The sequence below is a fragment of the Streptomyces sp. NRRL B-24484 genome (assembly GCF_000717715.1).
Lineage (GTDB): Bacteria > Actinomycetota > Actinomycetes > Streptomycetales > Streptomycetaceae > Kitasatospora.
This window is the reverse complement of sequence record NZ_JOAI01000029.1, coordinates 14,294-27,059: the sequence shown is the minus strand read 5'-3', so window position 1 is coordinate 27,059 and position 12,766 is coordinate 14,294. Positions and strand designations below refer to the sequence as shown.

The 12,766-nt window shown below is 73.6% G+C and carries 7 protein-coding genes; all 7 read left to right on the top strand.

From position 1 onward, the window contains the following. Window positions 1–41 precede the first annotated feature (41 nt). The 7 genes from IE98_RS52020 to IE98_RS49380 all read left to right on the top strand — a co-directional run bounded on the left by IE98_RS52020 (window position 42) and on the right by IE98_RS49380 (window position 12,640). On the top strand, window positions 42–3,077 hold the full coding sequence (locus tag IE98_RS52020; RefSeq protein ID WP_030272420.1) for a helix-turn-helix transcriptional regulator: 3,036 nt from the start codon (window positions 42–44) through the stop codon (window positions 3,075–3,077). Window positions 3,078–3,594: 517 nt separating this feature from the next. Next, window positions 3,595–6,546 (top strand): putative bifunctional diguanylate cyclase/phosphodiesterase, encoded by a 2,952-nt coding sequence (locus tag IE98_RS0124590; RefSeq protein WP_052390926.1) that lies wholly within the window; start codon window positions 3,595–3,597, stop codon window positions 6,544–6,546. Window positions 6,547–6,839: 293 nt separating this feature from the next. Beyond that, window positions 6,840–8,693: an acetolactate synthase large subunit gene (locus tag IE98_RS0124585; protein WP_030272416.1), complete on the top strand. Its 1,854-nt coding sequence runs from the start codon at window positions 6,840–6,842 to the stop codon at window positions 8,691–8,693. Window positions 8,694–8,729: 36 nt separating this feature from the next. Then, on the top strand, window positions 8,730–9,254 hold the full coding sequence (gene ilvN, locus IE98_RS0124580) for an acetolactate synthase small subunit (protein ID WP_030272414.1): 525 nt from the start codon (window positions 8,730–8,732) through the stop codon (window positions 9,252–9,254). 127 nt (window positions 9,255–9,381) lie between these two features. Then, window positions 9,382–10,380 (top strand): ketol-acid reductoisomerase, encoded by a 999-nt coding sequence (gene ilvC / locus IE98_RS0124575; RefSeq protein WP_030272412.1) that lies wholly within the window; start codon window positions 9,382–9,384, stop codon window positions 10,378–10,380. A gap of 215 nt (window positions 10,381–10,595) precedes the next feature. Continuing rightward, window positions 10,596–12,176 (top strand): phosphoglycerate dehydrogenase, encoded by a 1,581-nt coding sequence (gene serA, locus IE98_RS0124570; RefSeq protein ID WP_030272410.1) that lies wholly within the window; start codon window positions 10,596–10,598, stop codon window positions 12,174–12,176. A 302-nt stretch (window positions 12,177–12,478) separates the two neighbouring features. Beyond that, window positions 12,479–12,640, top strand: a complete 162-nt coding sequence (locus tag IE98_RS49380; RefSeq protein WP_159401042.1) for a hypothetical protein — start codon at window positions 12,479–12,481, stop codon at window positions 12,638–12,640. The last annotated feature ends 126 nt before the right edge of the window (window positions 12,641–12,766 follow it).

Here is a 12,766-nt window from a genome sequence, read left to right as displayed (position 1 = left end):
CATCTCAGTTCGTGTCCGAATCCTGTGCCATGCTCGCCAGCATGGAGCAGATTGCGGTCAGCCCGGTCTTCGTCGGCCGCGGTCGTGAGTCCGAGCTCCTCGCCACCGCACTGACCCGGGCCGCAGCGGGCGATCCCCAGGCCGTGCTCGTCGGCGGCGAGGCCGGCATCGGCAAGACCCGGCTGGTGGAGGAGTTCCTGCACGGCGTCGGCGCACCCGCCGCCGTCGCGGCCGTCGGCGGCTGCCTGGAGGTCGGCGCCGAGGGACTGCCCTACGGCCCGCTGGCCACCGCCCTGCGCCGGCTGCACAGCGAACTCGGCCCCGCCTTCGAACAGGCCGCGGCCGGCATGGAGGGACACCTCGCCCGGCTGCTGCCGGAACTCGGCGAGGCCGACGCCGGCTCCAACGACGAGTTCGGCCGCGCCCGGCTCTTCGACCACACCACCCGGCTGATCGAGCGGCTCGCCGAGGACCGCACGCTCGTCCTGGTCGTCGAGGACCTGCACTGGTCCGACCGCTCCACCCGCGACCTGCTCGCCTACCTGGTCCGCACCCTGCACCGGGCCCGGGTGCTCGTCCTCGCCACCTACCGCAGCGACGACCTGCACCGCCGCCACCCGCTCCGCCCCTACCTCGCCGAACTGGAGCGGCTGCGCACCGTCCAGCGGCTCGACCTGGACCGCTTCGGACCGGCCGAGACCGCCGCCCAGCTGGCCGGCATCCTCGGCGTTGCCGCACCCGACCGGGTCCTGGTCGACCGCATCCACCGCCGCGCCGAGGGCAACCCGTTCTTCGTCGAGCAGCTCGCCTCCGCCGCCCGCGAGGGCTGCACCGCCGGCATCCCCGACAGCCTCCGCGACATCCTGCTCGTCCGGGTCGAGACCCTGCCCGACCACACCCAGCAGATCCTGCGGATCGCCGCCGAGGGCGGCACCCGGGTCGAGCACGACCTGCTCGCCGCCGTCCTCGACGACCCCGAGGAGGTGCTGATCGAGGCGCTGCGCACCGCCGTCGGCGCCGGCGTGCTGCGGCCCGACACCGACGGCGACGGCTACTGCTTCCGGCACGCCCTCGTCCGCGAGGCCGTCTCCGACGACCTGCTGCCCGGCGAACGGCACCGCATCAACCGCCGCTTCGCCGCCGTCCTGGAGGCCGACCCCGGGCTCGTCCGCGGCGAGGCCTGCGCGGCCCGGCTGGCCAACTACTGGTACCACGCGCACGAGGCGGACCGGGCGCTGCCCACCGCCCTGGAGGCGGCCCTGCAGGCCCGCCGCCGCAACGCCTTCGCCGAGCAGCTGCGCATGCTGGAACGCGTCCTGGAGCTGTGGGACGAGGTGCCGGACGGCGTCCGCAGCACCCCCGTCCGCCCCTACGACCGGGCCGAGACCTACCCCTCCTGCGGCTGCACCGGCGAGGCGCACGAGCCGGCCTGCGCCGGGCTGCAGCTCGTCGACGTGCTCGCCGAGGCCGTCGTCGCCGCCCGCCGCAGCGGCGACTGGGACCGTGCGGTCGCGCTCGTCCGGCGCGCCCTGGACCTGCTCGACGAGGACGCCGAACCGGCCCGCGCCGCGTGGTTCCGGGTGCAGCTCGCCAAGACCTGCGGCCACCTGGAACGCCCCGACGGCGGCGAGATCCAGTACGCCTACCGGCTGGTCTCCGGACTCGGCCCGTCCGCCGTCCAGGCCGAGGTGCTCGCGATGGAGGCCGCCCAGGGCATGCTCGGCCACCCCGACCGCTCGCACATGGCCGTCGCCGAACAGGCCGCCGGGATCGCCCGCGAGGTCGGCGCCGACGCGGTCGAGCAGCACGCCCGGATCACCCTCGCCGGCCTCTACAGCGAGTTCGGCGAACCGGAACGCGCCATCGCCCTGCTCACCGACGCCATCGGACGGGCCCGCGAACTCGGCGCCGCCGACGTGCTCTGCCGCGGCCTCAACAACCTGTCCTGCCTGATGCAGAGCCTCGGCCGGTCCGCGGAGGCCCTGGAACGCTCCCGCGAGGGCATCCGGGTCGCCGGGCGCACCGGACTGCTCGGCACCGCCGGCGGCTGCCTCACCGGCAACCTGGTGGAGGCGCTCACCGCGCTCGGCCGCTGCGCCGAGGCCGCCTCGACCCTGGACGCCTGGGAGTACGGGCCGCCGCTGGACCCGTACCACGAGTTCCTCGACCGGCTCCGCGGCGAGCTGCGCTTCCTCGCCGGCGACCTGGACTCGGCCGCGGAGCTCAACCGGCGGGCCCGGGCCGCCGACCTCGCCCGCCAGCCGCAGAACGTCCTGCCCTCCGCCACGCTGGCGGTGCGGATCCACGCCCGGCAGGGCAGGCCGCTCGACGCCCGGTCCGAACTGCTCGCCGTGCTCGACGTCGAGTTCACCACCGGCCACGAGGCGCTGATGCTGCCGCTGCTGGTGCACGGCGCCGGCGCGGAGGCCGACTCGCACGGCCTGCCCGCCGCCGACCTCGGCCGGCCGGTGGTGCTGCGGCGGATCGCCGGGGCCGCCGCCCGGCTGGAACCGCAGGTCCCGCTGCACCGGGCCTGGGCCCGGCTGCTGGACGGCGAGATCGCCCGTGCCGAGGGCCGCGACGCCCGCGTCCACTGGGCCGAGGCGATCGGTCTGCTGCGCCCCGTCGGCCTGCCCGGCCCGCTGGCGCTCGCCCTGCTGCGGGCCGCCGAGGGCGCGGCCGCGGCCGGCCACCGGGACGAGGCCCGCGCCCTGCTGGAGGAGGCCGCGGACACCGCCCGGGCGAGCGGGGACCGCTACCTGGAGTCGGAGGTCGCGCACCTGGCGGAGCGCGCCAGGCTCACCGGCGAGCGGGCCGCGGCGGCGGACGGCGCCGGGCGGGCCGACACGACCGCCGACGGGCCCGCGCTCGGCCTCACCCGGCGCGAGCGCGATGTGCTGCGGCTGCTCACCCTCGGCCGGACCAACCGGCAGATCGCCGAGGAGCTGTACATCTCGCCGAAGACCGCGAGCGTGCACGTCTCCAACATCCTCGCCAAGCTCGGCGTGAGCGGCCGCGGCGAGGCGGCGGCGGTGGCCCACCGGCTGCGGCTCTTCGAGACGGAGAAGGTCGTCTGACGGACGGTCCGGCCGCGGGCCGGGCGGGGCCGCGCAGCTGCTCGGCCGAACGGGGGGCGCGAGGGGTGCGAGGGGCGCGCGCCCTTCGACCGTGCGCCGCCGACACCTCCCGGAAGGACTGGACCAGCGCTGCCGTCACGCCTCCGGTCATTACTCTAAGTTGAAGGCACGTTCCGTTGAGTGACGGCAGTGGTGTAGTGTCCCGCGTGGGAACACCGGTACGGCACGGCGGAACGGGCCCCCCGCGACATGATGGTGACGTGGCGTCAGATCGAGCGGCCGCACCGCCGCACAGCCGTGGTCCGGGCACGGACGAGCCCCGGGCCGGAGGGGGAGATGTCGAGTGAGCTCCACCGATGCGGTGCTGCCCGCCGAGGTCCCGGCCCCCGCAACGGCCCCGGCCGAACCGGCCGCGAGCACCCGCCCGCGCCGCCGCACCGGCCCCGACCGCACCGGCCGCACCCGCCGCTCCGCGAGACCCGGCCGCTCCGGCCGGCCCGCTCGACCCGCCCGCCGCATCGGCGCCCCGGCGGCGCTGCTGCTCCTGCTGGGCGCCGGCTACACCACCGGCGCCGCCCTCGGCTGGGGCTCCCACGAAGTCTCCCTGGTCATGGGTGACTTCGGCCTCGCCGCGGCCGCCGCCGCGGCCGCCCTGTCCTGTCTGGTGCACGGCTTCCGGGCCGGCCGCCCGGCCCGCTCGGCCTGGCTGCTCTTCGGCCTCGCCTCCGCCGTGGTGGCCTTCGGCAACGGCGCCTGGGGCTGGTACGAGGTCGTCCTCGGGACCCCGCTGCCGCAGGACTCGCCCGCCGACTACGCCTTCCTGCTGTTCGCCCCGCTCGCGATCACCGGCCTGCTGGTGCTCGCCCAGCGCCCGCGCACCCCGGCCGGCTGGTTCTGCCTGCTGCTGGACGGCTGGCTGGTCGCCGGCTCGCTGTTCACCCTCAGCTGGAGCCTGGCGCTCGGCCGCACCGCCCAGGGCCAGTCCGGCGACCCGATGGAGGTCGCGCTCGCCCTGGCCTACCCGGTGATGGACATCCTGCTGGTCAGCCTGGTCGTCGGGCTGCGCTTCCGGCGCCGGGACGGCAACCGCGCCGCCGTCCACACCGCGATGCTCGCCCTGGCCGTCACCGTCGTCTGCGACGCCCTGTTCACCGCCCCCGAGCTGCGCAGCAGCTACCACTCCGGCGAACTGCTCGACGCCGGCTGGTTCGCCGGCAGCCTGCTGCTGGCCTGGGCCCCCTGGTCGCCGGACGCGCGCCGCTCCTCCCGCGAGCACCCCTCGGCCGGCGGCCTGCCCCGGCGCCGGGTCGCCTCCACCTTCAGCGCGCTCACCCCGTACGCCGCGGCCGCCGTCTGCACCGCCGGCATCCTCTACAACGCCCTCGGCGACGGCCACCCCGTCGACCGGGTGGTGCTCGCCGCCGCCTGCACCGTCGGACTCGCCCTGATCGTCCGGCAGGGCGTGATGCTGCTCGACAACCTCTCCCTCGCCCAGGAGCTCGCCCACAAGGAGGCGCACTTCCGCTCCCTGGTCCAGGGCTCCAGCGACGTCATCATGATCGCCGCCGCCGACGGCGTGCTCTCCTACGTCAGCCCGGCCGCCCTCGGCGTCTACTCCCGCGACCCGGAGGACCTGGTCGGCGGCAACCTGCTGGACCTGGTCCACCCCGAGGACGTCGAACGGGTGCTCCGCGACGTCCGCCGCTTCCTCGCCCGCGGCCACCTGCCGGGCCTCGCCGAGAGCACCGAGCCCTCCGCGCGGGTCGAGTGCCGCATCCGCTCCGGCACCGGCGAGTGGCTGCACGTGGAGTCCACCCTCAACCGGCACCGCGACGGCCTGATCCTCAACAGCCGCGACGTCACCGAGCGGGTCGCCCTGCAGGCCCAGCTCCAGCACAACGCCTTCCACGACCCGCTCACCGACCTGCCCAACCGGGCGCTGTTCGTCCAGCGGCTCCGCGCGGCACTGGGCGCGGACGGCCCCGAGGCCGACGGGGGCACGGCGGGTGGGGGCACCGGGTGCGGCGGCGGCCGGGCCGGCGACCGGGACGGCGTCGCCGTCCTCTTCCTCGACCTCGACGGCTTCAAGGCCGTCAACGACACGGTCGGCCACCAGGCCGGCGACGAACTGCTCGTCCAGGCGGCCGGCCGGCTGCGCCGCGCGGTGCGCTCCGGCGACACCGTCGCCCGCTTCGGCGGCGACGAGTTCGCCGTGCTGGTCTGCGGCCGGCTCGGGCCGGAGCGCGTCCGCGACCTCGCCGAACGGGTCCGTGCCGCGCTCTCCGAGCCGTACTGGATCGGCGGCACCGAGCTCGGCGTCGCTGCCAGCATCGGCATCGCCTTCGCCCCGCCCGCGCACGGCCCCGGCGCCGACCCCAGGGCCGCCGCCGACGAGCTCATGCGCAACGCCGACCTCGCGATGTACCGCGCCAAGTCCCAGGGCAAGGGCCGGGTGGTCGTCTACCGGCCCGGCATGCGGTCCGAGGTCGAGCGCCGCAGTGAGCTGGAGTCCCGGCTGCGCACCGCCGTCCGCGAGGGCGGCTTCACCCTGCTCCACCAGCCGGTGGTGGACCTCGCCACCGGCGTGGTCGTCGGTGTCGACGCCCAGCCGCGCTGGCGCTCCGCGCAGGGCCTGCTGCTCACCCCGGCCGAGTTCCTGCGCACCGCCGAGCACGGCGACGCGGCCGCCCGGTTCGCCCGCTGGCTGCTCCAGGAGGCCGTCGCCGCGGCCGCCGCCCGCCGCCGCGACCGGATCGGCTCGGTGCCCGTCCGGGTCCGGCTCACCGCGGAGCGGATCTGCGCCCCCGGCCTGTACGAGGCGGTCGCCGGCGCGCTGCGCGAGAGCGGCCTGCCCGCCGACCTGCTGGTGGTCGAACTGGCCAGGACGGGCCCGGACCGCACCGCCGACGACGTGGCCCGCCGGCTCTCCGCGCTGCGCCGCCTCGGGGTGTCCACCGCCCTCGGCGGCTTCGGCGCCGGCGGCGGCTCGCTCGGGGCGCTCGCCCGGCTGCCGCTGGACACCCTCGGGCTCGACCGCAGCCTCGTCCAGGAGGTCGCCGACTCGGCCCTCGCCCGGGCGCTGGTCGGCCACGCGCTGCGGCTGGGCCGCGACCTCGGCCTGGTGACCTCCGCCGAGGGCGTGGACCACCCGCGGCAGGCCGCCGTGCTGCAGGAGCTGGGCTGCCGGCAGGCGCAGGGCCCGGCCTTCGCCCCGCCGCTGGACGAGCCGCGGCTGCGCCGGGCGCTGGCCCGCCGTTCGTACCCGGTGCCGCGGCCGGCCGCGGCGGCGTCCGGGCGCCGTCCGCACCTCGCCGCGGACGCCCGGACGGACACCCGTGCGAGTGGCCGCGCCGAGCCGGCCCAGGGGCGGCCGGCGCACCACCACACCCCCTCCGACCTGCCGGAACGCCATGCCGTGGGGGGTCCGTCCGGGGGTCCGCATGGTGAGACCTCCGTCCCACCAGCTTGACACCCGCCGCCGCGGGGGAGGAAGGTCGGTGCCATGCGCACCCGAATTCTCGTACTTGGCGGGCGCGTCGGCTGAGTGGGCCCCTGTGCTCCACGTCAGAGACCGACGCGCCACCCCTCGCATGCCCTGGGCACGAGGGGTTTTTTGTTGCACGCGAACCGTTCAACCCCTGCAAGACCACTGGCCCCAAGCGCCACAAATCGGGACGATTGGGGCAGAGCCGGCTTACCGGCCCGACGCACGGCAGGACCCTCAACTGCCGGGGCCGGCAGAACCCGAGAAGAGACAGGCAGATGACTGAGCACGCCGCATCCCCCCGCCGCGGGGACACCCCGGCAGCCCACGCTCCGGGTCAGCAGACCACCGTCGAGACGATGACCGGAGCGCAGTCGCTCATCCGCTCCCTCGAAGCCGTAGGGGCCGACACGGTCTTCGGCATCCCCGGTGGCGCGATCCTCCCCGCGTACGACCCGCTGATGGACTCCACCAAGGTCCGCCACATCCTCGTCCGCCACGAGCAGGGCGCCGGCCACGCCGCCACCGGCTACGCGCAGGCCACCGGCCGCGTCGGCGTGTGCATGGCCACCTCCGGCCCGGGCGCCACCAACCTGGTCACCCCGCTCGCCGACGCCTACATGGACTCCGTCCCGGTCGTCGCGATCACCGGCCAGGTCGCCTCCAAGGCGATCGGCACGGACGCCTTCCAGGAGGCGGACATCTGCGGCATCACCATGCCGATCACCAAGCACAACTTCCTGGTGACCGACCCGGCCGAGATCCCCCGGGTGATCGCCGAGGCCTTCCACATCGCCGCCACCGGCCGCCCCGGCCCCGTCCTGGTCGACGTCGCCAAGGACGCCCTGCAGGCCACCACCGTCTTCCGCTGGCCGGTCGAGACCTCGCTGCCCGGCTACCGCCCGGTCACCAAGCCGCACGCCAAGCAGATCCGCGAGGCCGCGAAGATGCTGGTGAACGCCAAGCGCCCGGTGCTCTACGTCGGCGGCGGCGTGCTCAAGGCCCAGGCCAGCGCCGAGCTGCGGATCCTCGCCGAGCTGACCGGCGCCCCGGTCGTCACCACCCTGATGGCGATCGGCGTCTTCCCCGACAGCCACCCGCAGCACCTCGGCATGCCCGGCATGCACGGCTCCGTCCCGGCCGTCACCGCCCTGCAGAAGGCCGACCTGCTCTTCACCCTCGGCGCCCGCTTCGACGACCGCGTCACCGGCAAGCTGGACAGCTTCGCCCCCCACGCCAAGGTCGTCCACGCCGACATCGACCCGGCCGAGATCGGCAAGAACCGCCCCGCCGACGTCCCGATCGTCGGCGACGCCCGCGAGGTCATCGCCGACCTGATCGTCGCCGTCCAGGCCGAGTACGACGCCGGCCACAAGGGCGACTACGCGGACTGGTGGGCCAAGCTCGACGAGTGGAAGCGCACCTACCCGCTCGGCTACGAGCCCGCCCCGGCCGGCGAGCTGTCGCCCCAGCAGGTCATCGAGCGGATCGGCCAGCTGGTCGGCCCGGACGCCATCTACGCCGCGGGCGTCGGCCAGCACCAGATGTGGGCCAGCCAGTTCATCCGCTTCGAGAAGCCGGCCACCTGGCTCAACTCCGGCGGCGCGGGCACCATGGGCTACGCCGTCCCGGCCGCCATGGGCGCCAAGGCCGGCAAGCCGGACACCGCGGTCTGGGCGATCGACGGCGACGGCTGCTTCCAGATGACCAATCAGGAACTCGTCACCTGCGCCCTGAACAACATCCCGATCAAGGTCGCGGTCATCAACAACGGCTCGCTCGGCATGGTCCGCCAGTGGCAGACGCTGTTCTACAACCAGCGCTACTCCAACACCGTCCTGCACTCCGGCCCGGAGCACGACGGCAAGGAGCCGCCGGCCAACGGCACCCGGATCCCCGACTTCGTGCTGCTCTCCGAGGCGATGGGCTGCGTCGGCCTGCGCTGCGAGCGCCCGGAGGACCTGGACGCCGTCATCAAGCAGGCGATGGAGATCAACGACCGCCCGGTCGTCATCGACTTCATCGTCCACCAGGACGCCATGGTGTGGCCGATGGTGGCCGCCGGCACCAGCAACGACGAGATCCAGTTCGCCAAGGGCGTCCGGCCCGACTTCGGCGACGACCTCGACTGACGGCCCCGACCAACCGATAGAGAGCCCATGACCGCCATGTCCAAGCACACCCTCTCCGTCCTGGTCGAGAACAAGCCGGGCGTGCTCGCCAGGATCGCCTCGCTGTTCTCCCGCCGGGGCTTCAACATCGACTCCCTCGCCGTCGGCCCGACCGAGCACCCGGACATCTCCCGGATGACGATCGTCGTGAACGTCGAGGACCTGCCGCTGGAGCAGGTGACCAAGCAGCTCAACAAGCTGGTCAACGTGATAAAGATCGTCGAGCTCGACCAGAGCCAGGCCGTCCAGCGCGAGCTGGTCCTGGTCAAGGTCCGCGCGGACGCCGAGTCCCGTTCGCAGATCGTCGAGATCGTCCAGCTCTTCCGCGCCAAGACGGTCGACGTCTCGCCGGACGCCGTGACCATCGAGGCCACCGGCAGCTCCGACAAGCTGGAGGCCATGCTGCGCATGCTGGAGCCGTACGGCGTCAAGGAGCTCGTGCAGTCCGGACTGGTGGCGATCGGGCGGGGCGCCCGTTCGATCACCGACCGCTCGCTGCGCGCCCTCGACCGCAGCGCGTAGCGGCACCGGCGCGCCGCGCGGGCGCGCCGTCTCACCACCTGAAGCACCGCCCCGAACCCCCGCCGGGTCACCTACGGTGGAGACCGCACCACCCGGCATCACCATCACTGCAAGGAGATGTGCCCCCGTGGCCGAGCTGTTCTACGAAGACGACGCCGACCTGTCCATCATCCAGGGCCGCAAGGTCGCGGTCATCGGCTACGGCAGCCAGGGCCACGCCCACGCGCTGTCCCTCCGCGACTCGGGCGTGGACGTCCGCGTCGGCCTGAAGGAGGGCTCGAAGTCCAAGGCCGTCGCCGAGGAGGCCGGCCTGCGCGTGGTGACCCCGGCGGAGGCCGCGGCCGAGGCCGACGTCATCATGATCCTCGTGCCGGACCCGATCCAGGCCGACGTCTACGAGGAGTCCATCGCGCCGAACCTGAAGGCGGGCGACGCCCTGTTCTTCGGCCACGGCCTGAACATCCGCTTCGGCTTCATCAAGCCCCCGGCGGACGTCGACGTCTGCATGGTCGCCCCGAAGGGCCCGGGCCACCTGGTCCGCCGCCAGTACGAGGAGGGCCGCGGCGTCCCGTGCATCGTGGCCGTCGAGCAGGACGCCACCGGCAACGGCTTCGCGCTGGCCCTGTCCTACGCCAAGGGCATCGGCGGCACCAAGGCCGGCGTCATCAAGACCACCTTCACCGAGGAGACCGAGACCGACCTGTTCGGCGAGCAGGCCGTCCTCTGCGGTGGCACCGCCGCCCTGGTCAAGGCCGGTTTCGAGACCCTGGTCGAGGCCGGCTACCAGCCGGAGATCGCCTACTTCGAGTGCCTGCACGAGCTGAAGCTCATCGTCGACCTGATGTACGAGGGCGGCCTGGAGAAGATGCGCTGGTCGGTCTCCGAGACCGCCGAGTGGGGCGACTACGTCACCGGCCCCCGCATCATCACCGCCGACACCAAGGCCGAGATGAAGAAGGTCCTGGAGGAGATCCAGGACGGCACCTTCGCCAACACCTGGATCGCCGAGTACAAGGCCGGTCTGCCGAAGTACAACGAGTACAAGAACGCCGACGCCGACCACCTGCTGGAGACCACCGGCAAGAAGCTGCGCAAGCTGATGAGCTGGGTCGACGAGGAGGCGTAAGCACCTCCGGGGGTCATCCCCCTTGTACAAGTCGGCTGTTCCCGTCCGGGTGATTTCTCCGGACGGGAGCAGCCCGGCCACAAGCCCGCCGATACACTTCCGAGTGCGCGTCAGGCCCACAGCGTCGTGCGTCTAGCTACGCGGCATGCCACCTTCCCCCGCTGGGCACGCCACCTTCGTGCCGGGGCGAACCGGACAGTTAAGGACACACTGTCGTGAGCAAATCCGTAGTACTCATCGCCGAAGAGCTGTCTCCCGCCACCGTCGACGCCCTCGGCCCGGACTTCGAGATCCGCCAGTGCAACGGTGCGGACCGCACCGAGCTGCTGACCGCGATCGCCGACGTCGACGCGATCCTCATCCGCTCCGCCACCAAGGTGGACGCCGAGGCCCTGGCCGCCGCCAAGAAGCTCAAGGTCGTCGCCCGCGCCGGCGTCGGCCTGGACAACGTGGACGTCTCCGCCGCCACCAAGGCCGGCGTGATGGTCGTCAACGCGCCGACGTCCAACATCGTCACCGCCGCGGAGCTCGCCTGCGGCCTGCTGATCTCCGTCGCCCGCAACATCGCGCCGGCCAACGCCGCGCTCAAGCAGGGCGAGTGGAAGCGCAACAAGTACACCGGCGTCGAGCTCTCCGAGAAGGTGCTCGGCGTGGTCGGCCTCGGCCGGATCGGCGTGCTGGTCGCCCAGCGGATGTCCGCCTTCGGCATGAAGATCGTCGCCTACGACCCCTACATCCAGGCCGCCCGCGCGGCACAGATGGGCGTCAAGCTGGTCACCCTGGAGGAGCTGCTGGAGGTCTCGGACTTCATCACCGTCCACCTCCCGAAGACCCCGGAGACCATCGGCCTGATCGGCGACGAGGCGCTGCACAAGGTCAAGCCGACCGTGCGCATCGTCAACGCCGCCCGCGGCGGCATCGTCGACGAGGCCGCGCTCGCCAGCGCCCTGCGCGACGGCCGGGTGGCCGGCGCCGGCCTGGACGTGTACGCCAAGGAGCCGTGCACCGACTCGCCGCTGTTCGGCTTCGACAACGTGGTGGCCACCCCGCACCTGGGCGCCTCCACCGACGAGGCCCAGGAGAAGGCCGGCATCGCCGTCGCCAGGTCGGTGCGCCTCGCGCTCGCCGGCGAGCTGGTGCCGGACGCGGTCAACGTCCAGGGCGGTGTCATCGCCGAGGACGTCCGCCCCGGTCTGCCGCTCGCCGAGAAGCTCGGCCGGATCTTCACCGCGCTGGCCGGCGAGGTGGCCGTCCGCCTCGACGTGGAGGTCCGCGGCGAGATCACCCAGCACGACGTCAAGGTGCTCGAACTCTCCGCGCTGAAGGGCGTGTTCGAGGACGTGGTGGCCGAGACGGTGTCCTACGTCAACGCCCCGCTGTTCGCCCAGGAGCGCGGCGTCGAGGTCCGGCTGACGACCTCCAGCGAGTCGCCCGAGCACCGCAACGTCATCACCGTCCGCGGCACCCTCGCCAACGGCGAGGAGGTGGCGATCTCGGGCACGCTCTCCGGCCCGAAGCAGACCCAGAAGATCGTCGGCGTCGACGGCTTCGACGTGGACGTGGCGCTCACCGACCACATGGCCTTCTTCACCTACGAGGACCGCCCCGGCGTGGTCGGCACCCTCGGCCGCATCCTCGGCGACGCCGGCATCAACATCGCCGGCATGCAGGTCGCCCGGGACGGTTCCGGTGCGCTCGCCTCGATCACCGTCGACAGCGAGATCTCGCAGGACGTGCTGAACGCCATCTCCGCCGAGATCGGCGCCAAGTTCGCCCGCGCGGTGAACCTCGGCTGAGCCCCACTCAGGCCGCTGACCTGGGCCCGGACCGCCACGGCGGTCCGGGCCCGGGCGTTTTCCGGGCACCGGACGGGCCGTCGGGCGGCGCCCCCGTCTCAGATACTAGGAAATCCAACTATTCGTGCAGACATCCACGGTCGGCCGTCGTACCGTGGAAGAGCCGTACGGTGAGCCACCCCTGCAAGCCCAGGGTGAGGCCCGTGCGGCCCGTACGCGCATCGGCGGGCGATCCCTGTCCGGCGTACCCACCCTCCCCGTTCTTCGCGCCCTGCAGCCGGCGCACGCACCAAGGAGTCGGTATGCCCCACACCGCAGACCGCCACGCCCCCACCACCCCCGCCGCCCCCGCTCCGCGCCGTCGCCGGCGCACCGAGCCGACGCCGCGTTCCGCCGCCGACGCCCTGCAGCGCGCCCTGGACCGCCGCGACAACGGCGGGGTGACGGGCCACCACCTGGGCTGACGCCGCACTGGGCCGAAAGACTGACGTAGCGTCACACGGACGAGTGCACAGTGGGCCCCGACGAGCGAAGCGGCTCGCCCTGCCCGGCGCGATGATCCTAATTTGGGCCGTCCGGGAGGGGGATCG